Consider the following 24,852-nt stretch of genomic DNA (forward strand, 5'->3'; position numbering starts at 1 on the left):
GACTTCCCACGGCTTCGGCCGAGCCACCCCACACCCCCGGATCACCAGTTCCGAACTGATCCAACCACCTCGAAGATCATTTCGTTAGGAGTTCTAAGTGCCGCCCCCCACGCGAGGTCCGCCAGGAAGGAATCCACCACGCTCACGCCCGTCGCCGTACACGCCCCCGATACCTGTTCGCGACAACGGCGAAAACATTCTCTGCTCAAACGATTGACCACGCGTCAGGGCAGCCATAGCATCCCGCTCAAACGTTTGAGCAGGAGGATGCATGCAAGGCCGCGTGTTCTTTCAGCCACCCGACGGATGGGTGGGAGACGTCATCCCGTTCGCACGGGACGGCGAGTTGAACCTCTTCTATCTGCACGAGCGGCGGGAGACGCCGAAGCCGGGAACCTCCTGGTCGCTGGCGGTCACCCGCGACCTCCTGGACGTCGAGGACCACGGCACGGCCCTGCCGCACGGCACGGACGGCGACTCCGACTTCAACGCGTACACCGGGAGCGTCGTCCGCGACGCGAGCGGCGGGTACCACCTCTTCTACACGGGGCAGAACCCGGCGGTCCGCGGCGCCGACGGGGCGCCCCTCCAACTCGTGATGCACGCCACCGGCGAGGGTGACCTCACCTCGTGGACCAAGCATCCCGAGCACACCTTCGGCGCCGGGGAGGGCTACGAGACCGCGGACTGGCGCGACCCGTTCGTCTTCTTCGACGAGCCCGGCGGGATGTGGCGGATGCTGATCACGGCCCGCCACACCGAGGGGCCCGAACGCCGCCGGGGCGTGATCGCCCAGTACGAGTCGAGTGACCTGGTCGCCTGGGAGCGGACGGCGCCCTTCTGGGACCCTCGCCGTCACGTGGCACACGAGTGTCCCGAGGTGTTCGCCCTCGGCGAGTGGTGGTACCTGGTGTATTCGGAGTTCTCCGACGCCTTCACCACCCGCTACCGGATGGCGCGCGACCCGCGGGGTCCCTGGACGGCGCCGGTGCGCGACACGGTGGACGGACGCGCCTACTACGCCGCCAAGTCCGCCGACTGGAACGGCAGACGGATCTTCGCCGGGTGGATCGCCAGCCGGGAAGGCGACACCGACGACGGCGCCTGGCAATGGGCGGGCACCCTCTCCCTGTTGGAGGCGCGGCAGAACGCGGACGGCACGCTCGCGTTCGCGGTGCCCGCCGAGGTCCTCGACAGCTTCGGCCGGGAGGTGCCCACGGGGCTCGCGCCCACCGTCCTGTCGGCCCCGGACGGACACCGCGTCGCCGTCGGCACCGAGACACTGCCCGAACAGTACGTGCTGCGCGCCGCGTTCACCGTCGCTCCGGGCACCGCCGAGTACGGCCTGGTGCTGCACGCGAGCGCGGACGGGGACCGCGGGTACGTGATCCGGCTGGAGCCGCGGCGCGGCCGGATGGTCCTGGACCGGTGGCCGCGCCGGCGCACCGGCGACGCCCAGTGGCAGATCTCCGGCGATGTGCCTCACCTGGTCGAACTCGAACGGCCGGCCGACCTGAGCGGCGGCACGCACACCCTCGAAGTGCTGGCCGAGGGCGACCTGGCGGTGATCGTCCTGGACCGCCAGGTGTGTCTCAGCACACGGCTGTACGACCTGCGCGGCGGCCGGGCCGGCTTCTTCGTCACCGACGGGACGGCCGAACTGCGCGGCCTGGAGCTGCGGGTGCGGGGCGATCACTCATGACGACCCGGCCGACGCACCCCGCGAGCCCTCACGCACCGGAGTCCGGAGGCACACCGTGAGAAGGTCCCGCCCGTCCGCCGTGGTGGCGCTGACCCTGTCCCTGCTGCTGTCGCTCTCCGGCTGCGCGACGCGCGGCGGCGGTGTCGCCCCCACCGACGTGGCCCCGGCCGGTGCCGTGCGGCCCCACGCGATCACCTGGCTGCTCTCCCACCCCGCCGACGGCGCCGTCATCACCACCATGCGCGCCCTCGCCCGGGAGTACGCCGCCGCGCATCCGGGTTTCAGGCTCGACTTCGTCACCACCCCGGACCGCCCGTCGTACATCCAGAAGTACGAGACGCTGGCCGCCGCCGGAAAGCTGCCGGAGCTGTTCGACTCCGACGCGACCCCGTTCGCCCGCAGGCTCGCCCGCGCGGGCCGGATGATGGACGCGGCCGCACTGCTGCGCGACTTCGGTCTCTACGACAAGTACCGTCCGGCCGCGCTGGACTACCAGCGGTTCGACGACGGCTCGCTGTACCTGATCCCCCTCGAATACCAGGCGGAGTACTTCTTCTACAACAAGGCGCTCCTGCGCGAGGCGGGCGTCCGGGTCCCGACGTCACTGGACGACTTCCCGGCGATGTGCCGCGCGCTGCGCGGGGCCGGGGTCACCCCCATCGCGCTCGACGGCCAGGACCAGTGGCCGCTCGAACGGTACGCGGCACTGCACCCGTTCCGCACCGCCGGACCCGGTTACATCCGCCGGCTGAAGCTGGGCGAGGCGAGCCTCGGCGACCGGACCGGACGCCGGGCCGCCGAGTGGCTGGGCACGCTGGGCAGGGCCGGCTGCTTCCAGAAGGGTTTCTCCTCGGTGGGCTACGCCGACGCGCAGAACCTGTTCACCTCCGGCAGGGCCGCCGTCTACTACACCGGCACCTGGGACCTGGCGTCCCTCGCCACCACCGCGCTCGACGCGAAGGTCCGCGACGACGTCGACTTCTTCACCCCGCCGCCGACCCACGACCCGGTCACCGCGTCGAACGAGTACGTCACCCCGTCGGGCATCGGCATGGCCGTGAACGCGCGGACCTACGACCCGTTGGTGCGCGACTTCCTGAAGTTCGCGCTCACCCGCTACCCGGCCCGGTACGCGGCGGCCGGCGAGCTGGCCCCCACCACGGACGCCAGGACCGTCGTGCCCGACGACGCCACCCCGCTGTACGCCCGTGCCGTCGCCGCCGCGGGCGCCGTCGGCAAGCGGATCGCGATGCCGTGGGACACCCAGCTCGATCCGACCAGCAACACCAAGTTCCAGCAGAACCTCGTCCTGCTCGTGCAGGGTGACATGTCCCCGCGGGCGTTCGTCTCCACGATGGACTCCGTCATCCGCCGCAACGCGCCGAGGTACGCCCGGTGACCGCCGCCGCCCCGCCGCGGCCCCGCCCCGCGGGCACCAGAAGGGCCGCCATGCTTCCCTCCCGCTCCAAGCTCTCCGTCGCGGTGTTCCTGACGCCACCGTTGCTGCTGTACGGCGCGGCGGTGCTGCTGCCCATCGTGCAGTCCCTGGTGCTCAGCTTCTTCACCTGGGACGGCATCGGCGACCTGCGCTTCGCGGGCCTGTCGAACTACACGTTCATGCTCACCGAGGGCGACTTCTGGACCGCCGTCACCAACCAGCTCGGCTACCTGGCGGTGTGCCTGGTCCTCCAGCTCGGCGGCGGGCTGTTCGTGGCGAGTCTGCTGCTGTCGCTCACCCGGGGCCGCGAGGTCGTCAAGGTGCTGTTCCTGCTGCCGACCATGATCTCCACGGTGGCGATCGCCCTGCTCTTCCAGCGCGTCTACTCCGCCGACCCGGCCGGGCCGCTGAACCGGCTGCTGGACCTGGTCGGGCTGGACGCCCTGGAACGCCCCTGGCTCTCCGACGTGCACACCGTCCTGGTGGCCGTCTCCGCGCCCGAGGGCTGGCGGTTCATCGGTCTGTACACGGTGATCCTCTACGCGGCACTGCTGACGGTGCCCAGGGAACTGGAGGAGGCCGCCCGCCTGGACGGCGCCAACCCGTGGCAGGTCTTCACCCGGATCCGCTTCCCCTACATCCGGCCCGTGTGGCTGACCACCTCGATCATGGCGGTCACCTACGCCATGCGCGGCTTCGACATCCCCTACCTCCTGACCAACGGCGGCCCCGGACAGTCCTCCGAGCTGATGACGACCTACATGTACAAGACGGCGTTCCTCGGCACGGACTACGGCTACGCCGCCGCCATGTCGGTGTTCATCGTCGTGGAGAGCCTGGTCGCCGTGGGGCTGGTCCTGTTCGTGCTGCGGCGGAAGGCTGCCTGATGACGTCCACGCTCCTCCCCTCCCGTCCGCTCCCGCGCCCCGGCCGCCGTCCGGCCGGCCCGGCCGGGCCGCCCACGTCCCGGGGCGGGCGGCGCCACGCGTACCGCGTGCTGTCGCGCGTGGTGGTCGCGCTGCTGACGGTGGTCCAGGTGTACCCGCTGGTGTGGCTGTTCCTCAGCAGCGTCCGCGCCGAGGGGGACTTCGCGTCCGCCCACCCGTTCAGCCTGCCGACCTCGTTCACGCTGGACAACTTCGCCCGCGCCTTCGACCACGCCGACCTCGGCCGCTACATCCTCAACAGCCTCGTCGTCACGGCCGGCGCGGACGTGCTGATCGTGGTGTGCGGGATGATGGGCGCGTACGCGCTCCAGGTGCTGGGTTTCCGGTTCAGCGGCGCGGTGCGGGGCCTGTTCCTGCTCGGCATCGTCGTACCGGTGCAGATCGCCCTGGTGCCGCTGTTCGTGGACTACGCCGGGGTGGGCCTGCTCGACACCTATCCGGCGATGATGATCCCGCTCGCCGGCTTCGGACTGCCGATGTCGCTGTACCTGTTCTCCTCGTTCTTCGGCTACGTCCCGAGGGAGACGTACGAGGCCGCCTCCCTGGACGGGGCGGGGCCGTACCGCGTCTTCGCGCGCATCACGCTGCCGCTGTCGGTGAACACGATCGTCACCGTGGTGATGGTCAACAGCATCTTCATCTGGAACGACTTCGTCTTCGCCAACACCTTCGTGCTCTCCGAGGGGCACAAGACCATCCCCGTGGGCCTGCAAAACTACATCGGTGCGATGGGGAAGACCGACTGGACCGCCACCTTCGCGGGTGTCTGCGTCACCGTGACGCCGCTCCTGTTGCTCTTCCTCGTCCTCAACAAGGCGATGATCTACGGGCTCGAGAGCGGAGCGACCAAGGGATGAAGAAGGATCGGGGCGCCCGGCGGGCCGTCACCATGCGGGACGTGGCCCGCGAGGCGGGGGTGTCCGTCTCCGCCGTCTCGCACGTCGTCAACGACACCAACGCCAGGATCGGCCAGGACACCCGCCGGCGGGTCCTGCGCGCCATCGACGAGCTGGGCTACCGGCCGAACGCCATGGCGAAGAACCTCGTCAAGGGCTCCTCCCGCTTCATCGGCCTGGTCGCCGACGCCATCGCCTCGACCCCGTTCGCCGGCCAGATCATCCACGGCGCCCAGGAGGAGGCGTGGCAGCACGGCCATGTCCTGCTCGTGGCCAACACCGAGGGAAACGCGGCGGCCGAGGCCAGCGCGATCTCGATGATGCTGGAGCACAAGGTGCGCGGCATCCTCTACTCCACGTGGTACCACCGGGAGGTGGAGGTGCCCGACGAACTGGCCGCGTCGGACACCGTGCTGGTCAACTGCTTCAGCCGGCACGCCGATGTACGCGCCGTGGTCCCGGACGAGACCGACGGCGGTCACGACGCCACCCGCATGCTGCTGGAGCGGGGCCACCGCCGCGTGGCCTTCCTGAACACGCTCACCGCCTCACCGGCCCGGGAGGGACGGCTGCGCGGATACCGCCGGGCCCTCGCGGAGGCGGGCGTCGCGTTCGATCCCGCACTGGTCTTCGACGTGCGGCCCGACCAGGAGGGCGGCTTCGCGGCGGTGCGCGAGATCATCCGGTCGGAGGCGACGGCCGTCTTCTGCCACAACGACCGGGTGGCCATGGGCCTTTACGACGGTCTGCGCGACCGCGGGCTGCGCGTGCCCGAGGACCTGTCGGTCGTCGGCTTCGACAACCAGGAGATCATCGCCGCACACCTGCGTCCGCCGCTGTCGACGGTGGCCCTGCCGCACGAGGAACTCGGCCGGCGCGGAGTGCGGGTCCTGCTCGGGCTGGAGGCCGCCGGGACGGACCCGGTCGCGGTGAACTGCCCGCCCGTGCAACGCTCTTCCATCGCCGCGGCCACCACCGTCTGACACTTCTCCGCCGCTTCTGTTCCGTTCCCCGGTCAGCGATCACCGCCCCATTCCCACACGCGCCCCATTTGCACCGATTCGCCCGAAGGGATCGCCCCATGCCTCACCTCTCCCGACGTGCCCTGCTGCGGTCTTTCGGTGTGGCCGCCGTCGCCGCCGCGGCCACCCGCATACCGGCCGCGTCCGCCGCCGGCTCACTGCGCGCGGTCTACCACCTGACACCGCCGTCCGGCTGGCTCAGCGACCCGCAGCGCCCGGTCCTCGCCGGCGGCGAGTACCACCTGTACTACCTGCACAGCGACCAGAACAACGCGCCCGGCTGGTGGCAGCACGCCACGACGGCCGACTCCGTCTCCTTCACCGATCGCGGCGCGGCGATCCCCCTCGTGCGCGCCGACTTCCCGGTGTGGACGGGGTCGGGTGTCCTCGACCGCCACGACACCGCGGGTTTCGGCGAGAACGCGCTGGTCGTCCTCGCCACCCAGCCCACCGGCGGCGACCGCTACGAACAGGAGCAGTACCTTTACCACTCCACGGACAACGGGTACACCTTCACCGCCTACGGCCCTCCGGTGATCGACAATCCCGACCACAGCGACTGGTTCCGGGACCCCAAGATCCACTGGGACGCGGCGCGCGGCGAGTGGGTCGCGGTCATCGGCCGCCAACAGTCCATGTGGTTCTACACCTCACCCGACCTGATCCACTGGACCCACACCTCCGTCTTCACCTACGCCACCCCGAACATCGGCGGCTTCGAGTGCCCCGACCTGTTCGAGATGACCGCCGACGACGGCACCGCCCACTGGGTGCTCGGCGCCAGCACCCAGGGCGACTACAGCGGCCTGCCCGACACGTACGCCTACTGGACCGGACGCTGGGACGGCACCTCCTGGACCTCCGACCAGCCCGACCCGCAGTGGCTCGACTGGGGCTGGGACTGGTACGCCGCCGTCACCTGGCCCGACGCGGACGCCCCCGACACCAGCCGGTACGCCCTCGCCTGGATGAACAACTGGCAGTACGCCGCCCGTACCGTGCCCACGGACGTCAGCGACGGTTACAACGGACAGATGTCCGTCGTCCGCGAACTGCGCCTGGCCCGCCAGCCCGAGGGTTGGTACACGTTGCTGTCCCAGCCGGTCGCCGCCCTGCGCGACCGGGCCACCCGCACGGTCACGCTCGACGACGTCACGACCGGCGGCAGCGTCGTGCTGCCGTACGCGGGCGCCTCCTACGACCTGGAACTCGACATCGCCTGGGACACCGCGACCAACGTCGGCCTCTCCGTGGGCCGCTCCGCCGACGGCACCCGGCACACCAACATCGGCGTCTACGCCGGCTCGGTCTACGTCGACCGGCGCCCCTCCGACCGGGCCGACTACTCCTTCGGCGGTCACGGCCAGAGCAACGCCCCGATCGACCCCGCCGCCCGCTCGGTGCACCTGCGCGTCCTCGTGGACCGGCAGAGCGTCGAGGTCTTCGTCAACGCCGGCCACACGGTCCTGTCCCACCAGGTCTACTTCCAGCCCGGCGACACCGGAATCAGCCTCTACGCCGACGGCGGCGACGGCACCTTCTCGGGCATCACCGTACGAGAGATCGGCTAGCCCGTGGACCGAGCAACGGCAAAGGACCCGGCGGCCGCCGACCCGCACTTCCCCGTCGCCCACCTCAGACCACCGCGCAACTGGGTCAACGACCCCAACGGACTCGTCTTCCACCAGGGCCACTACCACCTCTTCTTCCAGTACAACCCGTACGGCACCGAGCACGCCCACATGCACTGGGGCCACTACCGCAGCCCCGATCTGGTGCACTGGGAGCGGATGCCCGTCGCCCTCGCCCCCACCCCGGCGGGCGAGGACGCGGGCGGCGTCTGGTCCGGTAACGCGATCAGCACCGGCGGGGAACTCGTCGCCTTCTACTCGGCCCGGCGCGAGGATCGCTGGTGGCAGCCGGTCGCCTGCGCGGTCTCCCGCGACGGCGGCCGTACCTTCCGCAAGCACCCCGGCCTCCTGGTCGGCGAGGCTCCCGACGGTACGAGCATGTTCCGCGACCCGTACGTGTGGCGGGACGGCGACCGCTGGCGGATGCTGGTCGGCGCCGCCCTCACCGACGGCCGGGGAGCCGCCTGGCAGTACGTCTCCGACGACCTCGGGCACTGGCGCAGCACCGGTCCCTTCCTGGCCCGCTCCCCGGAGCCCCTGCCCGGAGGCGGCGACACGGAGGAGGGCTGGGAATGCGTCCAGTACGCCGCCTTCGACGACCGTAGAGGCGCCCTGCTCATCAGCGCCTGGGACCCCGTCACGGGCGCCGCCCGCACCGCCGTCCACACCGGACGCGACGACGGCACCGCCTTCCACGCGGGCTCGCCGCACCGCCTCGACCACGGACCGGACTTCTACGCCCCCGCCCTGCTGGCCGCGCCCGACGGTCCCGGGCGCATCCGCTGGCTCATGTGGGCCTGGTCCTGGGAGGCCCGCGACGCCGAGCGGGTGGGCGCCCACAGCTCCTGGGCCGAAGAGGTCGGCTGGGCGGGCCTGTTGACCGTGCCACGCGAGCTGACCCTGCACCGGGACGGCACCGTACGGCAGCGACCGGCCCGCGAGATCGAGGCACTGCGCGAGGAGAGGATCGCCGCCGTACGGACCGTGGTGGCCGGAGGCGAGAGCCGCGGGATGGCGGTGACCGGCGCGGCCTTCACCCTGCGGGCACGACTGGAACGCACCCCGGGCGGGGCGGCGGCCGGTCTGCGTCTGGCCACCACGCGGGACGGCCGAGAACGGCTCGACATCGCGCTCGACCCCGTCACCGGGGACCTGGTCGCCGACCGCGGCCGGGCCTCGCTCGACCCTCGCGCACAGGGCGGTGCCTGGCGCATCCCGCGGGCGGCGGCCCCTGGTGAGCGCATCGAGGTGAGCGTGATCGTCGACCACTCCGTCGCCACGGTCTTCCTCGGCGACGGGCGGACGCTCACCCTGCGCTTCTATCCCACGGGCCGGGCCCCGTGGCGGCTGCTGGCCATGGCGGCGGGGGACGGTGAGGCGACCGTCGAGGCGGACGTCTGGCGGCTCGGCCCCCTGCGCCTGACCGGTCCGGACGGTCCGGGACGGGATTCCGCGTGACGTGGGGGCCGCTCCGCTGGTCGACCGGCAGGCCGCGGACCGTTCGCGGGGCGGCCCGCCACCCTCGCGGTCGGAGACAGCCACGGCCACGGCCACGGATGCGACATGCCCTCGGCTGAGGGAGACTGGTCATGGAGTGCCAGGCACTCAAGCTCCTCCTGACGCACCGCTGCCACCTCGCCGGAGAGACGCGGGCGACGAAAGGTCGAGTCGGTGGACGGCATACGAGAGCATCGCCGGGCGACTGCCTGGTTGCAGCAGGCTCGCGCCGCGGAGGCCCGTGGCTCCCCTCCCGGGATGCCACACCCCACCAGCCACGCGGTCCGGGCCGCCGTGGGCCGCGCGGACGTCGACGAGCGGGAGGCGCCGAGGCTGTACCGCTATGTGGTGGGTGTCGACCGGCAGGCCCGTCCGCTGGACGCCCAGGAGTCGGCGGGGCTGGGGGACCCGATGGCCGAGCTGTTCTTCCGCAGGGGTGTCTTCCCGCCGACGGCGCGGGATCTCCTCGCCGGGCTGCCCGAGCCGGCCACGCGGACCAACCAGTCCGTGTACCTGGTCGGCGAGGCCGGGCAGATCCCGCCGGGCTCGGCCCCCGAGCTGCCGCGTGCCACCCGGTTCGTCGTCGCCCGCGCCGCCACCGGCCGGGACGTGGACCTGCTGGTCAGCACGGGGGCGAACGAGGATCCGGCCACGTCGTTCCTCCAGGTCGCCGCCTGGGACCGGACCGCGAAGGTCTTCAACTACTACATGCGGATCAGCCCGGTGTGGGTGTGGGCCGGCAACTCGTGGTCCGCTCTCGCCCCCGGTTCCCGCGGCAACGGCTGCTTCGACAGCCACATCAACGGCAGCGTCGTGATGAAGGAGCTGAAGGCGCCCTGGAACAATTGGCAGTCCCAGGCGGCGCAGATCCGTCTGGCCCCGGACGACCCCTTCCGTCTCGACCCGCTGTATCAGCAGGTCATCGGCGCCGAGAACCTCGAGCTGACCGTCCGTGCGCTGATCAGCCGCTGGACCTCCGCCCGGCTGGAAGCCGTCACGCAGGACGGCACGGTGGAGCATCCCGAGCAGCTGATGCGCCATCTGTTCACCACGACCGCGGTGAACCTGGCCAGTACGGCGACCCAGAGTTCGACGATCACCGCCGCCGGCGGTGACCTGCTGCTGCCCCCGGGTCTCTGGCTGAACGGCGACGCGCTCCTGGGCGATCTCGAACTGCCCGTCACGGCCGCCGTTCCGCCCAGGGCCCCGGCCGCCCACTACGTCGACAGCCTCGCCGCCTTCGGCTTCGCCCTGGAGGAGAAGAGCAGCGGTTTCTCCCAGCCGGGCGACACCTTCTTCGCCTTCGTCGTACCGGAGCCGGCCTGCGAGGACAACGACGTGGTCCGGCAGATGGTGGAACGGGGCCTGATCACGGCCAAGTTCGCCGCCTGCGCGCTCATGGTCGATTTCACCAACCCGGTCTTCAGCCCCGTCCGGGAACGGCTGATGGCCCATGTCCCCACCACGCCGACCGCCGTGACCGAGCTGGAGGACCACATCGCGCAGGCGATCCTGGAAGCCGCCGCGAGTCTGCCGTCCGACAGCCCCGAACGCCGCTTCGCCGCCGACTGGGTCCTCGCCGACGACATGTGGCCGAAGTCCTTCGCCCAGCGGATCGACGACTACCTCGGTCACATCGGTCGACGGATCCGCGAGTCGGCAGGGTTCGACGACTACGTCCGGCTGGCGGAGTCGCGCCGCCGTGACTTCAAGGCGATGCGGCTCAACGAGTTCGAGCTGACGCTGCCGACCACCAACATCCCCGGGGACGCACCGCGGCTCAGGATGAACGACGACGGCACCGTCTCGCCCGCCTCCTGACAGCCGCCCGGGTCCGTTCGCCCGTCCCCGGCCACCCATCTGAAGGAGTGCCTCATGAGCCTGCTCGCCTCCTACGGCCCGCCCGGACACCTCGACGATCTCGACGAGACCGGCCTGAAGGCCTGGAACATGTTCATCTGCGACCTGGTCGACAGCTCGATCGCGGGCCCCGATCCGCACCAGGTGCTCAACGACAGCCCGCGCGGCCAGTTCTACAACCTGACCAAGACCGACACGGCGGCCGACGCCGCCGAGGCCACCGTCACCTGGACGGCCTTCCCCCGTCTGGTCAGGATCCAGTCCCTGTCCGACGCCCAGCGGTGGCGGCGGGCCGACGCCAGCCGGGACGTCCAGGACGAGTACTGCGAGTGGAGCGTCACCCGCGATGCCACCGGGAAGATCACCAAGGTCATGTTCACCTGCGAGGGCCCCGAGTACTGGCATCTGCTCGCCCAGTCGAACCCCGCCAGGGTCCTCGAGCTCTACCGGACGCACATCGGCCCGGACGTCCGGCACGGCGACCTCTTCGGAACCACCGGCACCTACAACCCCCGCAACCGGTGGAACGACTCCACGACGGACGGAGCCATGCATCTGATCCAGACCAACAACAATCTGGGCGCGGAGATCGAACTCGCGGCCGCGGCCACCAACGTGCGCGTCATCGACGGCCGCGAGCTGACCACCGAGCAGGAACTCATCCACTGCGGCAAGTACGGCGCGCCCGAGCGGAACAGCGACCCGCACATCGGCGGAGCGGTGAACGAGCTGGCCCGGCAGAAGGCGGACGTCTCCCTCGCCGACCCGGTGGGTCTCTACTTCGGCGAACTGGCCACGGACGGCTGGGCCACCCCCGACGGCTCCGATCCCAAGGACTACTGGGTCAGACAGCGCGGCGACGCGACCCACCCCGTGCGGTGCGTCTACGAGGTGCCCCGGGGGAAGGGCTTCACCGTCGGTGACATCGAGATCAACGGGAAGCCCATCCGGTTCGGCGGGCAGATCGCCGACTTCATCACCGTCCAACTGACCGGGGTGGCCTGCCGGTTCGGACAGAGCACCACACAGCCGAAGAACGCCTGCGTGCAGGTGGTCCCCGCGCCCGCCGAGCCGGCCGCGGTCGCGCGGAACCTCGGCGCCGCGTCGTTCCCCGGCTACCGTGCCGCTCCCCTCGCCACGTCCTGGACCCGCCGCCGCTGAGCAGAGGGGGGGCCGGTCAGTCCTGCCGGTGGCGGAGCAGGGCGGCCCGCAGCTCGCTCTCGGTGATCTGCTCCGCCGGGCGGTGGAGCACCCAGCGACGGGCCTCGCCGTCCATGGGCAGCACCGTGACGACGGTCTCCAGCGGTGGGTGGCCGTCCTCGCCCCCGACGAGCTGACGGATCACGACGGCGGTGTCGTCGTCGAGGGCGAGCACGGCCCGTACGGCGTCGTTCAGTTCGCGCAGGCGCGGGCTCGGCCAGGCGATCCCCGGGCGCGGTTCCAGGTACATGGGGGTATCCCTTGGTTGCGGGTTCGTGGCGGAGGCGCACCCGAACACGCCGAGGAGTCCTCGGCTGTTCAGGACAGCCGCTCGTCCTTGACGGCGAGTTCGCGGTCGCCCCGGCGGTAACCGACGGTGCGGATGCCGAGTGCCGCCTTGAGCTGCCGGGCGGGGACGACCTGCGGGGTCGGGGCGGGAGCGCGGCCGGGGTGGGGCAGGGGGTAGGCGGTGGTGGTGGCGGAGTGGAAGGTGATGTTGCCCTCCGTCTTGGTGAACAGCTGGTGGACGTGCCCGTTGAGGCAGGTGACGGAGGCGAAGCGGCGCAGGAGGGCGATGACCTTGAGGGCGTCGTCGGTGCTCCAGCCCCACCGCGGGTACATGGCGAACAGCGGGATGTGGCTGAAGACCACGACGGGGGTGTCCGACGACAGCCCGGCGAGGTCCTTGCGGACGAAGTCGATCTGGGCGTTGCCGAGGTGGCCGAGCTTCTCCAGGCTCATGGTGTTGACCAGGGCGATGAAGTGCACGCCATGGGTGTCGAAGCTGTACCAGCCGTCGCCTAGCGTGCCCGTGCCGAAGGTCCGCCGGTAGGCACGGCCCGCGTCGCCGATGGAGTCGTGCTCGCCCGGCACGGTGAAGACGCGGTCCGTCCTCATACCGGTCATCATCTGCTTGACCTGGTCGAACTGCCCTGCCGTGGACAGGTGGGTCAGGTCGCCGCTGTGCATCACGAAGTCGGGCCGGAATCCGAGGGAGTTGACCTGGTGGATCGCCTCGGAGAACGAGCCGGCCACATCCATGTTGGCCGGGCCCTGGAACCCGATGTGGCTGTCGGAGACCTGTACGAACCGCAGCGCGCCGTTGTCCGCGGCGGCCCCGGCCATGCCCGGGGCGGTGCCGTCCCGGGCTTCGGCGACCTGGCTGACCACCTGTCCGCCGGCCACGGTGAGCACCACGGCGCCCCCGAACCAGGCCGCGTGCCGCATGAGTTGGCGTCGGCTCATACCGTTCTCGGTACCGGGCCGGCCGGTGTCGTCGGCCGGTGCCCCGTCGTGGTCGTAGTCGTTCCAGTGACCGGTCATCGGGTCACCTCCACCTTGGCGGTCATGAACGGATGGATGGTGCAGAGGTAGGCATAGGTGCCGGGCTTGGTGAACGTGTGGCGGTAGGTGGCGTGGGTGGCCAGGGCGGCCGAACGCAACGGGCCGCCCGATCCGGTGCTGGTGACGGTGTGGGCGTCGGTGTCCTCATTGGCCCACGTCACCGTCGTACCCACGCTGACCTTCAGCGTGGCCGGGGAGAACGCGAAGTTCCTGATCGCCACCGCGTCGCCGGTCACCGGTGCGGCCGGCGCGCCCGTGTCCGAGGGGCTCATGGGCATGCTCATGCCGGGCATCGGCGAGGCACCGGGCGCGCTCCCCGACCCTGTAGCGCCGGGCATCCCCGCCATCCGGTGCTGACCCGGACCGGGTGTGATGGCGCCGGCGCCGGTGGCCGAGGAGTGCGACGACTGGCCGCAGGAGCTGAGCCCCAGTGCGCCGCCGGCGGCGATGACGGCGACGGCCAGCCCGGTCGCGACGCGTGATCGCCGGCCTGGCGTGCGAAGGTGCAGGTGCATGGTGTTTCCGTTCCTCGATCGATCAGGCGGAGACGGAGTGTGCGCCGGCTCGGCGCACGCCTCCGCGGGCACATGTGGTGGAAGCCGTTTCCGGGGGCGCGTGGCCCTCACCGGGACGGGGACGGGGTGAGCCTCGACGGCGCCGGGAGCGTGTCCGTCGTATGGCGTATCCCGGCCGCCCCTGATCCCTCCTTCGTCGCGGGGGCGCACGGGGAATCGGTGAGGAGGAGCGCGTACGTCGGCTCTCGACCGGCTCCACGGACGACGGGGGCCCGACGGTTCGACGGAGCGGCACTTTTCCTGGACCTCTTGGTCTCGCCGCAGGTCGGCCCGCCTACCAGGCTCCACTCACTCCGGGCACCGGCGGTGCCACGCGGTCCGGCGGGGGACCCGGAGCCCCTCGCCCGCGCCGCTCGCGGAGCGTCATCACGCCGTTCTGTGTGTTACAGGACAAAGCCGTATATGTACGCGATGATCGGCTCATGCCCTGGAGTTCCCGAAAACGTGGTCCGCGGACCCATCCGGATCGCTCCGCGGACCGTGTCTCTGGTAAAGGGACCCTTTCGACCGCGGACGAGGAACTGCTGCGCACCCTGTACGCGGAGCACGCGGGACCCCTGTTCCACTACGTGCTGCGACTGACCTCGGGAGACTGGCAATGGGCGGAGGATGTGGTGCAGGAGACACTGCTCCGGGCATGGCAGCATCCCGCCGCGTTCGACCCCGCGCGCGGCCCGGCCCGGGCGTGGCTGTGCACGGTGGCCCGGCACCTGGTCATCGACGCCCACCGGGCCCGGCAGGCCAGGCCTGCCGAGGCCGGCGGCGAGGCGCTGGAACGGGCCGCCGAGCAGAACCCGGGCGAGGACGAGATCGATATGGCACTACAGAGCTGGGCGGTCGCCGACGCTGTCCGATCCCTGTCCCCGGACCACCGCGCGGTGCTGCTGGAGACCTACTACCAGGGCCGGACCATGACGGAGGCGGCACGGGTGCTGGGCATCCCGCTGGGCACGGTGAAGTCGCGGACGTACTACGCCCTGCACGCCCTGCGGCTGGCGCTACAGGAACGCGGGATCGAGCCGTGACGGCGGCGTGCGGGAGGTGGCGGTCATGAGCGCGGAGCACGACGATCTGCGGCTGGCGCTGGGGGCGTACGTCCTGGGCATGCTGTCCTCGGCGGAAGCGGAGCAGGTGCGTGCCCATCTCGCGGGCTGCGCCGAGTGCCAGGCCGAACACGCCCAGCTGGCGGGACTGCCCGCGCTGCTGGCGACGGTGACCCCGGCGGAAGCCTCGGGCCGGACGGTGCCGACGGACGACGGGAACCTGGCCGACCGGCTGGTGGCGCGGGCGGGCGAGGAGGGCACGCGGGGTTCTTCGCCCGAACGGCCCGCCGTGCCCGCCACGCCCGCGGCGTCCGCCGCGCCGCGGACGCCCGAGGGAGGTGTGCTGGAGAGACTGCTCCAGCAGGCCGCGACCCGGCGCCGCAGGACCTGGCGTCTGCAACTGGCCGGCGCGGCCGCCTCGCTGGTGTTGGTCGCGGCAGCGGCGGGCGGCACCTGGCTGGCCGCCGTCGGCACCGTGGGCAGCGTGGCGACACCGCCCGGGGCGAGCACGTCCGCGGTCACCCGCACCTTCTCCGGAACCGATTCCTCCACCGGCGTCTCCGCCTCGGTGAAGGTCTCCCCCTCGGCCTGGGGCAGTGTCCTCCAGGTCACGGCCAAGGGGGCGCCCGCCGGGACCACCTGCCGGCTGCAAGCGGTCGGCCCCGGCGGCACCAGGGCGTACGCCGGCACCTGGTGGGCGGGCCAGTACCCTCCCGGGACCGTGATCCCCGGGGCGGTCGCCATGGCACCCGAGGCCATCGAGCACTTCGAGATCCTCGGGGACGACGGCCAGAAACTGGTCACGATCCGGGCGTGACCCGACGACGGCCGCCGGACGTGCCGGCCCCCGGACGGACGTGCCGGTGCTCGTGACACCTCCCGCGCCCCGGGCACGCTCGTGACCACCACTGCCGACCGGTAACACCGTCCCGCCGACGGGTAACACCGTCCCGCCGACTGGTACCCCCGTCGTCACCGTGCCGCCGACCGGTATCACCGTGCCGTCCGGCTCCGGCATCGAGCCGTGTCAGGGGGCGGGTGAGCCCCGCCGGACCGCCACTCCGCCGCGATGCCCAAGGATTCGACGCGATGCCCAAGAAGTCGACGCGACCCCCAAGAAGTCGAGCAAAAGCGGCGAAGGGTCCGAACCGTTCAGCATGCGTCACCCGTGAAACCAGATGAGCGCGCCTTTGCAGAATCCGGCTCACCGACAATCCGAAATTCGCTGGTGATCCCCCGTTCCGGTCTCCGCACAGCACAGAAAAGCCAGAAGACCATGTTCGTCACCGACTCCTCCCGCCCGAGTCCACTGCTCGGCCAGCCCTGCCACCGCGAGGCGCTGCTCACCCTGCCCGCACAGGAGGCGCACGTCTCCGCCGTCCGTCATTTCACGGCCGATCTGCTGGAGGCTTGGCACGTATCCGCGAGCGAGCGGGACTCCGCCGTGCTCATCGTCGACGAACTCGCCGCCAACGCGGCCCGGTACGGCCGCGAGCGCATGACCCTGCGGCTCGTCCTCGACGACGGCACCCTGCACATCGTGGTCACCGACTCCGGCATGGCGGTGGAGCGCCACCGCCCCGACCTCGCCTCCGAGGAACACGGCCGCGGCACCGGCATCGTCCAGTACCTCGCCCAGTCGACCGAGGCCCACCAGACACGCGGCGGCCGCGAAGTCCGCGCCTGCCTGAGGTGCGCGTCATGACCGGGCCGGGCGTTCCGCACGAGCTGCGGCTTCGGCCCCCGCGCACCAACGGAGGTGTGGGCGTGGACGCCACCCCGGACAACGGCGAGCGCATCGACGTCCCGCCCCCGCACGAGGCGTACGCGAACGCGCCGGACCTGCGCCGCGAGATACACCGAGTGCTCGCCCTCGAGGCCGAACGCGACGGCCGCCGGGCCGGACCCGGCACCGGCTCCCCGGCCGGTGCGACGGCGGCCGAACGCGTCCGACTCCTGCGCCGGGCCGCCCTCATGGACCGGCTGGCCCTCGAGGCGCCCGGCCCCGGCCCGGTCGCGGCCGCCGAGGAAACCGCCGGGCAACTCGTCCTGCACGACCGCCGCCATCCCGACCTGGTGGCCGGTCCGCACCGGCCCGACGCGATCACGCTCGCCGCCGCCCGCCGCTACGTCCGCCAGGAGTACGCCGCCTGGACGGCCGCCGGGCGCCCCGGAACCTGATGCGGCGCCGACCGGACAGGAAGTCGGTACCGACCCGAGAAGAAGTCCGGACCGGCTCGACACCCAGTCCATACCGGCTCGACACGAAGTCCGGACCGGCTCGACACCCAGTCCGTACCGGCTCGACAAGAAGGAGGACCCATGTTCCGCAACGCGCTGGAGCCCTGGCACCTGCTGATCGTGATAGCGGTGGTGGTGATGCTCTTCGGCTCGAAGAGGCTGCCCGACACCGCCCGGGCGCTGGGCAGGTCCCTGCGGATCCTCAAGAGCGAGACCCGGGCCCTGAAGGACGACGGCGCCTCGGACGCCCCCGATGACACCGACGCCCACCGCACCGCTCCTCCGGACAGCACGACCAGCCGCTAGGACATGGCGTGCTCCGGTCGGCCCGCACCAAGAAGAGAGACCCCGAGGGGCGGATGCCGCTCGCGGAGCACCTTCGTGAACTGCGCGAACGGCTCGCCAAGGCCGTCCTTGCCATCCTGGTCGTCACGGTCGCGGCGGCCTTCTCCTACAAGGAGATCATCGACTTCTTCACCAGGCCGGTCCTGGACTCAGTCGGCTGCCCGACGACCTTCGCCGATCTGGCGAAGCGGACCTCGGACACCACCTGCGCGCGGATCACGGTCAACGGTCTGCTCGCGCCCTTCACCCTGGCGCTGAAGGTGTCGCTGACGGCCGGCGTCGTACTGGCCTCTCCGGTATGGCTGTACCAGCTGTGGGCGTTCGTCGCCCCCGGCCTGCACGAACGCGAGCGGAAGTACGCCTACGCGTTCGTCGGCGCGGGCGTCCCGCTGTTCCTCGGCGGCGCCTTCTTCGCCTACAAGGTGCTGCCCAGGACGGCGAGGGTGCTGATCGGCTTCACCCCGCACGGGGTGGACAACCTGCTGCCCCTGGACGATCTGCTCGACCTCGTCACCCGCATGGTGGTCGTCTTCGGCCTCTCCTTCGAGATGCCGCTGCTGCTGGTCATGCTGAACCTCACCGGGGTGCTGTCCGGGCGGCGGATGCTCGGCCGGTGGCGCGGCACGGTCGTGGGGATCACGGTCTTCTCGGCCGTGGCGACGCCGAGCACGGACCCGCTGACCATGCTGGCGCTGGCCGCGCCGATCTGGGCGCTCTACTTCGCCGCCGTCGTCTTCTCGCTTCTCGGTGACCGGCGCAAGGCCCGAAGAGCGGCGCCCGTCACCGGATGACCGAGATCTCCGGCAGCGGCTGCCGCCGGTCACCCAGCTCGGCGACGAGTACCCGGCGGGCCAGCCGCCGCGTCCGACTCCACCCCTCGTCGACAGACAACGCCTCCCTCGTCCATCGACCGGCGTTCTCCGCACCGCTCATCGCGCCGAGAACGGCATCGATCTCCCGCAGGTCAGGCAGGACACCGGGACCGAGTCGCCCCGCGTCCACCAGGGCTTCGGCCATGTCGAAGGCGTGGGCGAAGTCCAGAGCGATCTCATCGGTCACCACACCGTGCCGGTCGAGCCAGGCGACCTGGGACCGGGCGTCAGCCGCCAACAGGGTCAGCGACTCGATCAGCAGACGCCGACGGAACGAGGAATCGGGGATGTCCACACCACGATCGTCGCACGCGGCCGGTCCGACCCGCATGCTCCGTCGTGGTCTTCGCAGGCACAGCGCACGGAACGCCGTGGCCGCGCCCGGCCGACGACCTCGGCCCCGGCCGGGAGGCGGGGCCCGCCCGCCTGTGTCAGGTCCGTGGTGAAACCGCAGACCGGCTGTGAATATCCCGGTTCCGTTCCGCGCTTTCACCACAGCATTGCTGCAAAGCAGCCCAGTCGAGGTGTGCCGATATGGTCGGTCGATGTACTGATATGTGACCCCGTGGTCACCGGCGAGGAGGGTTTGCACCGCTTGGACACCGAGGCGAGCCACCCGCGCCAGGCGGGCTTCATGGGGGCTCTATGATCGTCTGACGAACTACTGGTTCCGCGTCCGTCCTCCTGTCGCCGACGATTCTTGGCGACCGCGAACGTAATCGTCTGAGCGGGTCGCGTGACGGTGACGCAGGTGAAGAAGGGTGAACTCCATGGCTCTCGGGCTGCTTCGACGTCGGCGTTCCCGCGGTGCCGGACCGAGCATCTCGGTCCCCCTGCCGCCCGGGGCCGGGGCGTTCAGCGTCGAGGTCGTCGACCCCATGGGGCAGCCCATGTGCGGAGCCGAGGTCACCGTGACCGCGCTGGACAGCCACCGGCTCGTGACGCGTGGCATCACGGACCCCCACGGCTACTTCATCGCGACGCTGTCGCCGGGTTCCTACAGCGTGATGGTCGCGGCCGACGGCCTGTCGCCTGCCCGCGAGAGCCTCGACATCGCCGCCGGGGTGGCTCTGCCCCCGGTGCGCCTCGCGCTCCAGTCCGCCCGCCAGATGGAGCTTCCGACGGCCGGGACCTGGCTGTTCGACCCTCCGCACACCGCGATCCGGTTCATCGCCAAGCACGTGGGCATGGCCCATGTCCACGGGCGCTTCACCCGTTTCCAGGGCGGCATCCGCGTCGCGCCGAACATGGCCGACTCGCGGGTCTCGGTGCGCATCGACGCCTCCAGCGTCACCACGGGCAACAACACCCGCGACAACCACCTGCGCTCCGCTGACTTCCTGGACGTCGAACGCTACCCGTACATCGACTTCACCAGCACCCGGTTCGCCCACCGCGGCGGCTCCAAGTGGACCCTGCACGGCACGCTCACCATGCACGGCACCAGCCGCTCCGTCGGTCTCGACACGACCTACCTCGGGATGGTCAACGGAGGCTACGAGCAGGAACTGCGCTGCGCGGCCCTCGCGAAGGCGGAACTCCACCGGGAGGACTTCACCCTCAACTGGCGTTCCATGCTGGCCCGTGGCATCGCCGTCGTCGGTCCGACCGTCCAACTGGAACTGGACGTGCAGGCGATGTACCGCACCCACGACACGCCCACGCCGCCGCAGTAGGCCCGCGCGCGGGGGGCGCCCGAGGTGGGCCGCGGTCCGACGGGCGCCTTCCGGTCCTCCACGGGTGCCGATCGAGGCCGTCCGGCAGCGCACCCGCACATCGTGTCCGATGGGAAGGGGTTCACGACCATGGGTATCTTCAGCCGGCGCCAGACTTCCGTCGGCGAGCCGCCTCCGGCTGTCGACACCGGCACCTCCGTCACGGAGGCCACGCCCCGGGGTGTCGCGCTCGACCCGGCGCTTCGAGCGCTGACCGGGCGTTGGACCATCGACCGCCCGCACAGCCGCATCGGGTTCTCCGTGCGGCACGCCATGGTCACGACGGTCCGGGGGGCTTTCACCGAGTACGACAGCACCCTGCACTTCGACGGGGACCGGCCCTCCGAGTCGCGGGCCGAGCTCGTCATCCGGGTCGCCAGCGTGGACACGGGCGTGGAACAGAGGGACGCGCACCTCGTCAGCCCCGACTTCTTCGACGCGCGCCGCTTCCCGGAGATGGCCTTCCGCAGCACCTCCGCCATCCACGAGGGCGGAGAGACCTTCCGCATGACCGGGGACCTGACCATCCGTGACGTCACCCGCCCCGTCGAACTGCAACTCGACTATCTCGGCTCGGTCGTGGACCCCTTCGGCTACGAGCGAGCCGGCTTCGACGGCACCACCACCATCGACCGCACCGAGTGGGGCCTGGTCTACAACCAGCGCCTCACGGCGGGCGGCACCATGGTGAGCGAGAAGGTCCGGCTCCAGTTCGACATCTCCGCGATCCGGTCGTCGTCCTAGCCGGAGTCGGGGTGCCGGCCGGCCCGTAGGCCGGCTCGGACGACGAGGGATACGGCGGGCGGGGGCGTCAGTCGCCGGTGTTGGTCGCCCAGACCGGCCGGCCCGCGTTGTCGTAGACGACGACGTTGCCGTCGTCCTGGACCGCGAGGTAGGCACCCCGGTGCCAGGTGTCGGCCGCCCAGATCGGGTTCCCGGAGCCGTCGTAGACCACGAAGTTGCCGTCTTCCTGGAAGACGGCGCAGTTGCCGCGGCTCCACGCGTTGGGCGCCTGCCACACAGGACGCCCGTCCTTGTAGAGGACGAAGTTGCCGTCTTCCTGCATGCGCAGGGCAGCCCGCCCGTTGCCCGACGTCCACGCCTGGTTCCGGCAGATCGTGGCGCGCGGCCGGATGATGTGATCACTGCTCGGGCGGCTGACCGCCCCCGGCCCCGCCGCCCGTGCCGGTGACGCCGGGCTCCACGGGGTCACCGCTTGCGCGCTGACCGCGCCCGCGCCCGCGAAAGCCAGCACTCCGGCCACCACACACGCAGCTCTGCGAAGGTGCACTACGACCACCCTTCAATGACGCCAGTAGGTGGTCAAATGATGACAAAGAGCAATGCCGTTCGGTATGGGCGCCCCGCACCTTCACCCGAACGAGACAACACACGGGCCCCAGCGGGGCCGGCCCCCGGGAACGGACGGGAACTCCGTGTCACACCCGTGTGCGACCATCCTCTGAACTTGCGATGATCAACTTCCGATGATCCAGGAGAATCCCTTGCCCGACGGTTCCTCTGCCTTAACGAGATCCGGGCGGCTCACCGCCGTCACCGTTTCCGTCCCACTGCCGAGTTCGGCGGCCCGGCCGGCTCCGAGACGGCCGGCTTCGGCGGTGTCGCACCCGATGACCGGCCTGAATGGGGGAACGGTAGAGGAAACCGGCACTTCGACGTACAGGAACTGAGGATCCGTTCGCTCATCACAGAACCTCGACAGAACAAGGAGATGCCCTCCATGAGCACCAGACAGGCCGTGTCCGGTGAACCGCTCCGCCGCGTCGCCGCCCCGCGCGACCTCCTCGGCTGCTCCCCCGCGCCGGCGGCCGTCGAGGCCGGCCGGGCGCGCCCGCACCTCACCGTCCCGGACCGGAAGGACGGCCGCGCGTGATACCCCTGCCCACCGCCGTCATCCCGTCGCCGGCCGCCGACGCCGCCCACGACGCCGCGCACGCGACCGCCGCCCGTTTCCGGCAGGGCGCCTACTCCGTGCCCTGTCCGGAGTGCCATGTCCAGGCCGGAGTGCTGTGCCTCGCCCGGCGCAGCGTCTGCGCCGCCCGCCGGAACGCCTACCGGCAGAACCCCGAGACCACCGGCCTCGTGCCACTCCTCGTGGCGCGTACCCGATGAGCGGAGCCGCCGCGACCGACGCCGCCCGACAGGCCGTCACCCGGGCACGCGGTGGCCGCGGACTCCGACGGGTACGCGCACGGGCCTGAGCGGCGGACGAGGGAGGGCTCGGCCCGGCGGGGCAGCGGCCGGGCCGCCGCCCGCACGTCACGGGCCGGGGCGTGGCCGCCGCCCGCACGTCACGGGCCGTAGCGTGGCCGCGGCTCCGCCGCACGGCCGCGGGCATGGCGAACACGGGGGCCGGCGTCGGCGGCGCTCCCCGACTTGCCGGACTCGTAGCGCAGTCGCAGTTCGGACCGGGGCCGCTGGCCGGGGTCTCCTCGCGCCGTCGACCGCGGGGAGGTGTCTGCTGCGGAGGCGGCTGACCTGGGGCGGTGCGCCCCGCAACCGGCGGACGGGCCCGGCCTGCCGCCCCGCTAGGCAGGCGGGAGTTCGACGACAGGGCCTAGCCCACGGGCGCGGCGTCTGTCAGTCCGGAAGGTTCCGGGTTCCCCGGCGGGACCGCGCGTCGCTACTTTCCGAATCGCTCGTCTCACGGCGGCGGCCGGATCGGCCTTGCCACGCGTCCCAGGAGGTCACGTTGACCGCGCACCACCCCACCCGTAGGAGCATCCTCAAGTCCGCCGGCGGCCTCGGTGCCGCGCTCGCCCTGGGCGGCGCGGGAGTGCTGGCGCAGGCGCCGACGGCCTCGGCCGCCGACGACGGCTTCGGCCTGCGCATCGTGGACCGAAACGAGAGTGACGGCCGGATGTGGTACTACCGCTTCCAGACCGACGCCATCGGCTGGAACCCCGGCGTCAACGTGCTGCTGCCGGACGACTACCACCGGAGCGGACGCACCTACCCCGTCCTGTACCTCTTCCACGGCGGCGGCACGGACCAGGACTTCATCACCTTCGACCGCGAGGGCGTCCGCGACTGGACCGCCGGCCGGCCGATCATCGTGGTCATGCCCGACGGCGGGCACGCCGGCTGGTACTCCAACCCCGTCAGCTCCAATGCCGGGCCGCGCAACTGGGAGCACTTCCACATCAACCAGCTGCTGCCCTGGGTCGAGTCGAACTTCCGGACGTACGCCGAGTACGACGGCCGGGCGGTGGCCGGCTTCTCCATGGGCGGCTTCGGCGCGCTGAAGTACGCGGCCAAGTACTACGGCCACTTCGCCTCGGTCAGCGCTCACTCCGGTCCGGCCAGCCTGCGTCGCGACGGCGGGCTCGTCGGCCACTGGGCCAACGCCTCCGCCGCGGCCCTGGACCTCAACGGCGGCACGATCTACGGAGCGCCGTTCTGGGACGAGGCCCGGGTGAGCGCCGACAACCCGGTGCAGCGGATCGAGAGTTACCGCAACAAGCGGGTGTTCCTGGTCGCCGGCACCAGCCCCGACCCGGTCAACTGGTTCGACACCGTCAACGAGACCCAGGTCCTCGCCGGACAGCGGGAGTTCCGTTCTCTGCTCGACGGGGCGGGGATCCCGCACGAGTCGTACGAGCTGCCCGGCGGCCACTTCATCCGCCGCGACATGATGCAGCGCGACATCGACGGCATCATCGGCCGTCTGCGCAAGGCGTGACGGGGGCCTGACGTGTTGCTCGCTCTCTCTCGGCGCGCCCTGCGCGGGGCGCTCGCGGCGGCCGTCGTCCTGGTGCCCGGCCTGGTGGTGACCTCCCCGGCCGCCGCGGCGGCGCCCGCCCGGGCCTCCTCCGCGCCCGCCGGGTCCCCCGCCCGGGCCGCCGCCGGTTTCGCCGCCGCCTGCCCGGCGGCCGGCTACATCTCCCAGCACTACAGCTGGGAGCACAACGGCATCGACATCGCCAACGACTACGGCACCCCGATCCATGCCGTGGGCGACGGCGAGGTGACCATCTCCGGGTACGAATCCGGGTACGGCCAGTGGATCCGCATCCTGCACCCCGACGGGACCATCACCGAGTACGGCCACATGTACCAGCGGGACGTTCAGGTGGGCGACCACGTCGTGGCGGGCCAGCAGATCGCGCTGATGGGCAGCGAGGGCCAGTCCAGCGGCCCGCACCTGCACCTGAGGGTGTGGGGGGACGCGGGCGCGAGCGTGCGCACCGACCCGATCCCCTATCTGGCGGAGCGCGGTGTGGACATGCCCTGCATGCCGGGCAGCGGCCCGCATCCCGCCCCGCTGGTGTATCCGGCGGAGTCCGGCCGGGTGGTGTCGGCGCGTTCGGCGGACGGACGGCTGGAGGTCTTCGCCGCCGGGACCGACGGTGTCCACCACGCCTGGCAGACAGGCGTCAACGGCGGCTGGTCGGACTGGGAACCCCTGGCACCGCTACCAACTCACACCATCCGGCGCCTGGTCCGGCTGGGAACCCTTCGGCGGCGGCGGCCACGACATCGCGGTCGGCGCCAACGGCGACG

At 71.4% G+C, this 24,852-nt stretch carries 25 protein-coding genes and 1 pseudogene; 21 read left to right on the forward strand and 5 right to left on the reverse strand.

The window, feature by feature from the left end:
- The first annotated feature begins 271 nt into the window (after window positions 1–271).
- From IF37_RS0133245 to IF37_RS41050, 9 genes are all read left to right on the forward strand, one after another.
- A complete protein-coding gene (locus tag IF37_RS0133245; RefSeq protein WP_030751335.1) occupies window positions 272–1,702 on the forward strand; it encodes a family 43 glycosylhydrolase in 1,431 nt (476 codons plus the stop codon).
- A 55-nt stretch (window positions 1,703–1,757) separates the two neighbouring features.
- Window positions 1,758–3,101, forward strand: a complete 1,344-nt coding sequence (locus IF37_RS0133250; RefSeq protein ID WP_030751338.1) for an ABC transporter substrate-binding protein — start codon at window positions 1,758–1,760, stop codon at window positions 3,099–3,101.
- Window positions 3,102–3,151: 50 nt separating this feature from the next.
- Window positions 3,152–4,027: a carbohydrate ABC transporter permease gene (locus tag IF37_RS0133255; RefSeq protein ID WP_030751341.1), complete on the forward strand. Its 876-nt coding sequence runs from the start codon at window positions 3,152–3,154 to the stop codon at window positions 4,025–4,027.
- Window positions 4,027–4,944, forward strand: a complete 918-nt coding sequence (locus IF37_RS0133260) for a carbohydrate ABC transporter permease (RefSeq protein ID WP_030751345.1) — start codon at window positions 4,027–4,029, stop codon at window positions 4,942–4,944. Before IF37_RS0133255 ends, IF37_RS0133260 begins: the two co-directional genes overlap by 1 nt.
- On the forward strand, window positions 4,941–5,966 hold the full coding sequence (locus tag IF37_RS0133265) for a LacI family DNA-binding transcriptional regulator (RefSeq protein WP_030751346.1): 1,026 nt from the start codon (window positions 4,941–4,943) through the stop codon (window positions 5,964–5,966). The genes IF37_RS0133260 and IF37_RS0133265 overlap by 4 nt, the downstream gene beginning before the upstream one ends.
- A gap of 98 nt (window positions 5,967–6,064) precedes the next feature.
- Window positions 6,065–7,576: a glycoside hydrolase family 32 protein gene (locus tag IF37_RS0133270; protein ID WP_030751349.1), complete on the forward strand. Its 1,512-nt coding sequence runs from the start codon at window positions 6,065–6,067 to the stop codon at window positions 7,574–7,576.
- Between the two features lie 3 nt (window positions 7,577–7,579).
- Window positions 7,580–9,094 (forward strand): glycoside hydrolase family 32 protein, encoded by a 1,515-nt coding sequence (locus IF37_RS0133275; protein WP_052845505.1) that lies wholly within the window; start codon window positions 7,580–7,582, stop codon window positions 9,092–9,094.
- Window positions 9,095–9,391: 297 nt separating this feature from the next.
- Window positions 9,392–10,954, forward strand: coding sequence for a hypothetical protein (locus IF37_RS0133280; RefSeq protein WP_052845506.1), 1,563 nt, complete (start codon window positions 9,392–9,394; stop codon window positions 10,952–10,954).
- Window positions 10,955–11,008: 54 nt separating this feature from the next.
- On the forward strand, window positions 11,009–12,154 hold the full coding sequence (locus IF37_RS41050; RefSeq protein ID WP_052845507.1) for a hypothetical protein: 1,146 nt from the start codon (window positions 11,009–11,011) through the stop codon (window positions 12,152–12,154).
- 16 nt (window positions 12,155–12,170) lie between these two features.
- On the opposite strand, the gene IF37_RS0133290 is transcribed toward IF37_RS41050, so the two are convergent.
- From IF37_RS0133290 to IF37_RS0133300, 3 genes are all read right to left on the reverse strand, one after another.
- Window positions 12,171–12,443 (reverse strand): hypothetical protein, encoded by a 273-nt coding sequence (locus IF37_RS0133290; RefSeq protein ID WP_030751360.1) that lies wholly within the window; start codon window positions 12,441–12,443, stop codon window positions 12,171–12,173.
- Between the two features lie 68 nt (window positions 12,444–12,511).
- On the reverse strand, window positions 12,512–13,516 hold the full coding sequence (locus tag IF37_RS0133295; protein WP_037857634.1) for a metallophosphoesterase: 1,005 nt from the start codon (window positions 13,514–13,516) through the stop codon (window positions 12,512–12,514).
- Entirely contained in the window at window positions 13,513–13,809 is a 297-nt protein-coding gene (locus IF37_RS0133300; protein WP_030751367.1) for a plastocyanin/azurin family copper-binding protein, read from the reverse strand. The genes IF37_RS0133295 and IF37_RS0133300 overlap by 4 nt, the downstream gene beginning before the upstream one ends.
- A 725-nt stretch (window positions 13,810–14,534) precedes the next feature.
- Between IF37_RS0133300 and IF37_RS0133305 the strand changes: the two genes are divergently transcribed.
- The 6 genes from IF37_RS0133305 to tatC all read left to right on the forward strand — a co-directional run bounded on the left by IF37_RS0133305 (window position 14,535) and on the right by tatC (window position 18,532).
- Window positions 14,535–15,137 (forward strand): sigma-70 family RNA polymerase sigma factor, encoded by a 603-nt coding sequence (locus IF37_RS0133305; protein ID WP_052845508.1) that lies wholly within the window; start codon window positions 14,535–14,537, stop codon window positions 15,135–15,137.
- A 25-nt stretch (window positions 15,138–15,162) separates the two neighbouring features.
- Window positions 15,163–15,972 carry an anti-sigma factor gene (locus IF37_RS0133310; RefSeq protein WP_030751372.1) on the forward strand — a complete coding sequence of 270 codons (810 nt, stop codon included), beginning with the start codon at window positions 15,163–15,165 and terminating at the stop codon, window positions 15,970–15,972.
- 459 nt (window positions 15,973–16,431) lie between these two features.
- Window positions 16,432–16,860: an ATP-binding protein gene (locus tag IF37_RS0133315; RefSeq protein ID WP_030751374.1), complete on the forward strand. Its 429-nt coding sequence runs from the start codon at window positions 16,432–16,434 to the stop codon at window positions 16,858–16,860.
- Window positions 16,857–17,336, forward strand: a complete 480-nt coding sequence (locus tag IF37_RS0133320) for a hypothetical protein (protein ID WP_253915921.1) — start codon at window positions 16,857–16,859, stop codon at window positions 17,334–17,336. The genes IF37_RS0133315 and IF37_RS0133320 overlap by 4 nt, the downstream gene beginning before the upstream one ends.
- Before the next feature lie 141 nt (window positions 17,337–17,477).
- On the forward strand, window positions 17,478–17,702 hold the full coding sequence (gene tatA, locus IF37_RS0133325; protein ID WP_030751378.1) for a Sec-independent protein translocase subunit TatA: 225 nt from the start codon (window positions 17,478–17,480) through the stop codon (window positions 17,700–17,702).
- Window positions 17,703–17,710: 8 nt separating this feature from the next.
- Window positions 17,711–18,532 (forward strand): twin-arginine translocase subunit TatC, encoded by an 822-nt coding sequence (gene tatC / locus IF37_RS0133330; RefSeq protein ID WP_037857637.1) that lies wholly within the window; start codon window positions 17,711–17,713, stop codon window positions 18,530–18,532.
- Here tatC and IF37_RS0133335 read toward each other — a convergent pair.
- Window positions 18,522–18,908: a hypothetical protein gene (locus IF37_RS0133335; RefSeq protein ID WP_253915922.1), complete on the reverse strand. Its 387-nt coding sequence runs from the start codon at window positions 18,906–18,908 to the stop codon at window positions 18,522–18,524. The two genes, tatC and IF37_RS0133335, sit on opposite strands and share 11 nt — an antisense overlap.
- 475 nt (window positions 18,909–19,383) lie before the next feature.
- Between IF37_RS0133335 and IF37_RS0133345 the strand changes: the two genes are divergently transcribed.
- Together IF37_RS0133345 and IF37_RS0133350 are read left to right on the forward strand one after the other, a co-directional pair.
- Entirely contained in the window at window positions 19,384–20,289 is a 906-nt protein-coding gene (locus IF37_RS0133345) for a YceI family protein (protein ID WP_030751387.1), read from the forward strand.
- 129 nt (window positions 20,290–20,418) lie between these two features.
- A complete protein-coding gene (locus IF37_RS0133350) occupies window positions 20,419–21,072 on the forward strand; it encodes a YceI family protein (RefSeq protein WP_030751389.1) in 654 nt (217 codons plus the stop codon).
- 67 nt (window positions 21,073–21,139) lie between these two features.
- On the opposite strand, the gene IF37_RS0133355 is transcribed toward IF37_RS0133350, so the two are convergent.
- The gene (locus IF37_RS0133355; RefSeq protein WP_253915923.1) at window positions 21,140–21,583 is read right to left on the reverse strand and encodes a hypothetical protein; all 444 of its coding nucleotides are present in this window, start codon (window positions 21,581–21,583) and stop codon (window positions 21,140–21,142) included.
- Window positions 21,584–22,069: 486 nt separating this feature from the next.
- On the opposite strand from IF37_RS0133355, the gene IF37_RS44685 reads away from it, so the two are divergent.
- The 4 genes and pseudogenes from IF37_RS44685 to IF37_RS40020 all read left to right on the forward strand — a co-directional run.
- Window positions 22,070–22,222, forward strand: coding sequence for a hypothetical protein (locus IF37_RS44685; protein ID WP_158727430.1), 153 nt, complete (start codon window positions 22,070–22,072; stop codon window positions 22,220–22,222).
- The gene (locus IF37_RS0133365) at window positions 22,219–22,461 is read left to right on the forward strand and encodes a hypothetical protein (RefSeq protein WP_030751395.1); all 243 of its coding nucleotides are present in this window, start codon (window positions 22,219–22,221) and stop codon (window positions 22,459–22,461) included. The genes IF37_RS44685 and IF37_RS0133365 overlap by 4 nt, the downstream gene beginning before the upstream one ends.
- Window positions 22,462–23,041: 580 nt before the next feature.
- Window positions 23,042–24,031: an alpha/beta hydrolase family protein gene (locus tag IF37_RS0133370; protein WP_030751398.1), complete on the forward strand. Its 990-nt coding sequence runs from the start codon at window positions 23,042–23,044 to the stop codon at window positions 24,029–24,031.
- A 12-nt stretch (window positions 24,032–24,043) separates the two neighbouring features.
- Window positions 24,044–24,852, forward strand: a pseudogene (locus IF37_RS40020) (peptidoglycan DD-metalloendopeptidase family protein); the annotation flags it as partial.

The sequence above is a fragment of the Streptomyces sp. NRRL S-31 genome (genome assembly GCF_000718775.1).
Lineage (GTDB): Bacteria > Actinomycetota > Actinomycetes > Streptomycetales > Streptomycetaceae > Streptomyces.

Bases quoted from the DNA above. Each gene is read 5' to 3' on its own strand.
- IF37_RS0133265 (WP_030751346.1), top strand. From the start codon at position 4,941: ATGAAGAAGGATCGGGGCGCCCGGCGGGCCGTCACCATGCGGGACGTG.
- IF37_RS0133245 (WP_030751335.1), top strand. From the start codon at position 272: ATGCAAGGCCGCGTGTTCTTTCAGCCACCCGACGGATGGGTGGGAGAC.
- IF37_RS0133315 (WP_030751374.1), top strand. From the start codon at position 16,432: ATGTTCGTCACCGACTCCTCCCGCCCGAGTCCACTGCTCGGCCAGCCC.
- IF37_RS0133305 (WP_052845508.1), top strand. From the start codon at position 14,535: ATGCCCTGGAGTTCCCGAAAACGTGGTCCGCGGACCCATCCGGATCGC.
- tatA (WP_030751378.1), top strand. From the start codon at position 17,478: ATGTTCCGCAACGCGCTGGAGCCCTGGCACCTGCTGATCGTGATAGCG.
- IF37_RS0133270 (WP_030751349.1), top strand. From the start codon at position 6,065: ATGCCTCACCTCTCCCGACGTGCCCTGCTGCGGTCTTTCGGTGTGGCC.
- IF37_RS41050 (WP_052845507.1), top strand. From the start codon at position 11,009: ATGAGCCTGCTCGCCTCCTACGGCCCGCCCGGACACCTCGACGATCTC.
- IF37_RS0133290 (WP_030751360.1), bottom strand. From the start codon at position 12,443: ATGTACCTGGAACCGCGCCCGGGGATCGCCTGGCCGAGCCCGCGCCTG.
- IF37_RS0133260 (WP_030751345.1), top strand. From the start codon at position 4,027: ATGACGTCCACGCTCCTCCCCTCCCGTCCGCTCCCGCGCCCCGGCCGC.
- IF37_RS0133320 (WP_253915921.1), top strand. From the start codon at position 16,857: ATGACCGGGCCGGGCGTTCCGCACGAGCTGCGGCTTCGGCCCCCGCGC.
- IF37_RS0133280 (WP_052845506.1), top strand. From the start codon at position 9,392: ATGCCACACCCCACCAGCCACGCGGTCCGGGCCGCCGTGGGCCGCGCG.
- IF37_RS0133310 (WP_030751372.1), top strand. From the start codon at position 15,163: ATGAGCGCGGAGCACGACGATCTGCGGCTGGCGCTGGGGGCGTACGTC.
- IF37_RS0133300 (WP_030751367.1), bottom strand. From the start codon at position 13,809: ATGAGCCCCTCGGACACGGGCGCGCCGGCCGCACCGGTGACCGGCGAC.
- IF37_RS0133295 (WP_037857634.1), bottom strand. From the start codon at position 13,516: ATGACCGGTCACTGGAACGACTACGACCACGACGGGGCACCGGCCGAC.
- IF37_RS44685 (WP_158727430.1), top strand. From the start codon at position 22,070: ATGAGCACCAGACAGGCCGTGTCCGGTGAACCGCTCCGCCGCGTCGCC.
- IF37_RS0133345 (WP_030751387.1), top strand. From the start codon at position 19,384: ATGGCTCTCGGGCTGCTTCGACGTCGGCGTTCCCGCGGTGCCGGACCG.
- IF37_RS0133350 (WP_030751389.1), top strand. From the start codon at position 20,419: ATGGGTATCTTCAGCCGGCGCCAGACTTCCGTCGGCGAGCCGCCTCCG.
- IF37_RS0133255 (WP_030751341.1), top strand. From the start codon at position 3,152: ATGCTTCCCTCCCGCTCCAAGCTCTCCGTCGCGGTGTTCCTGACGCCA.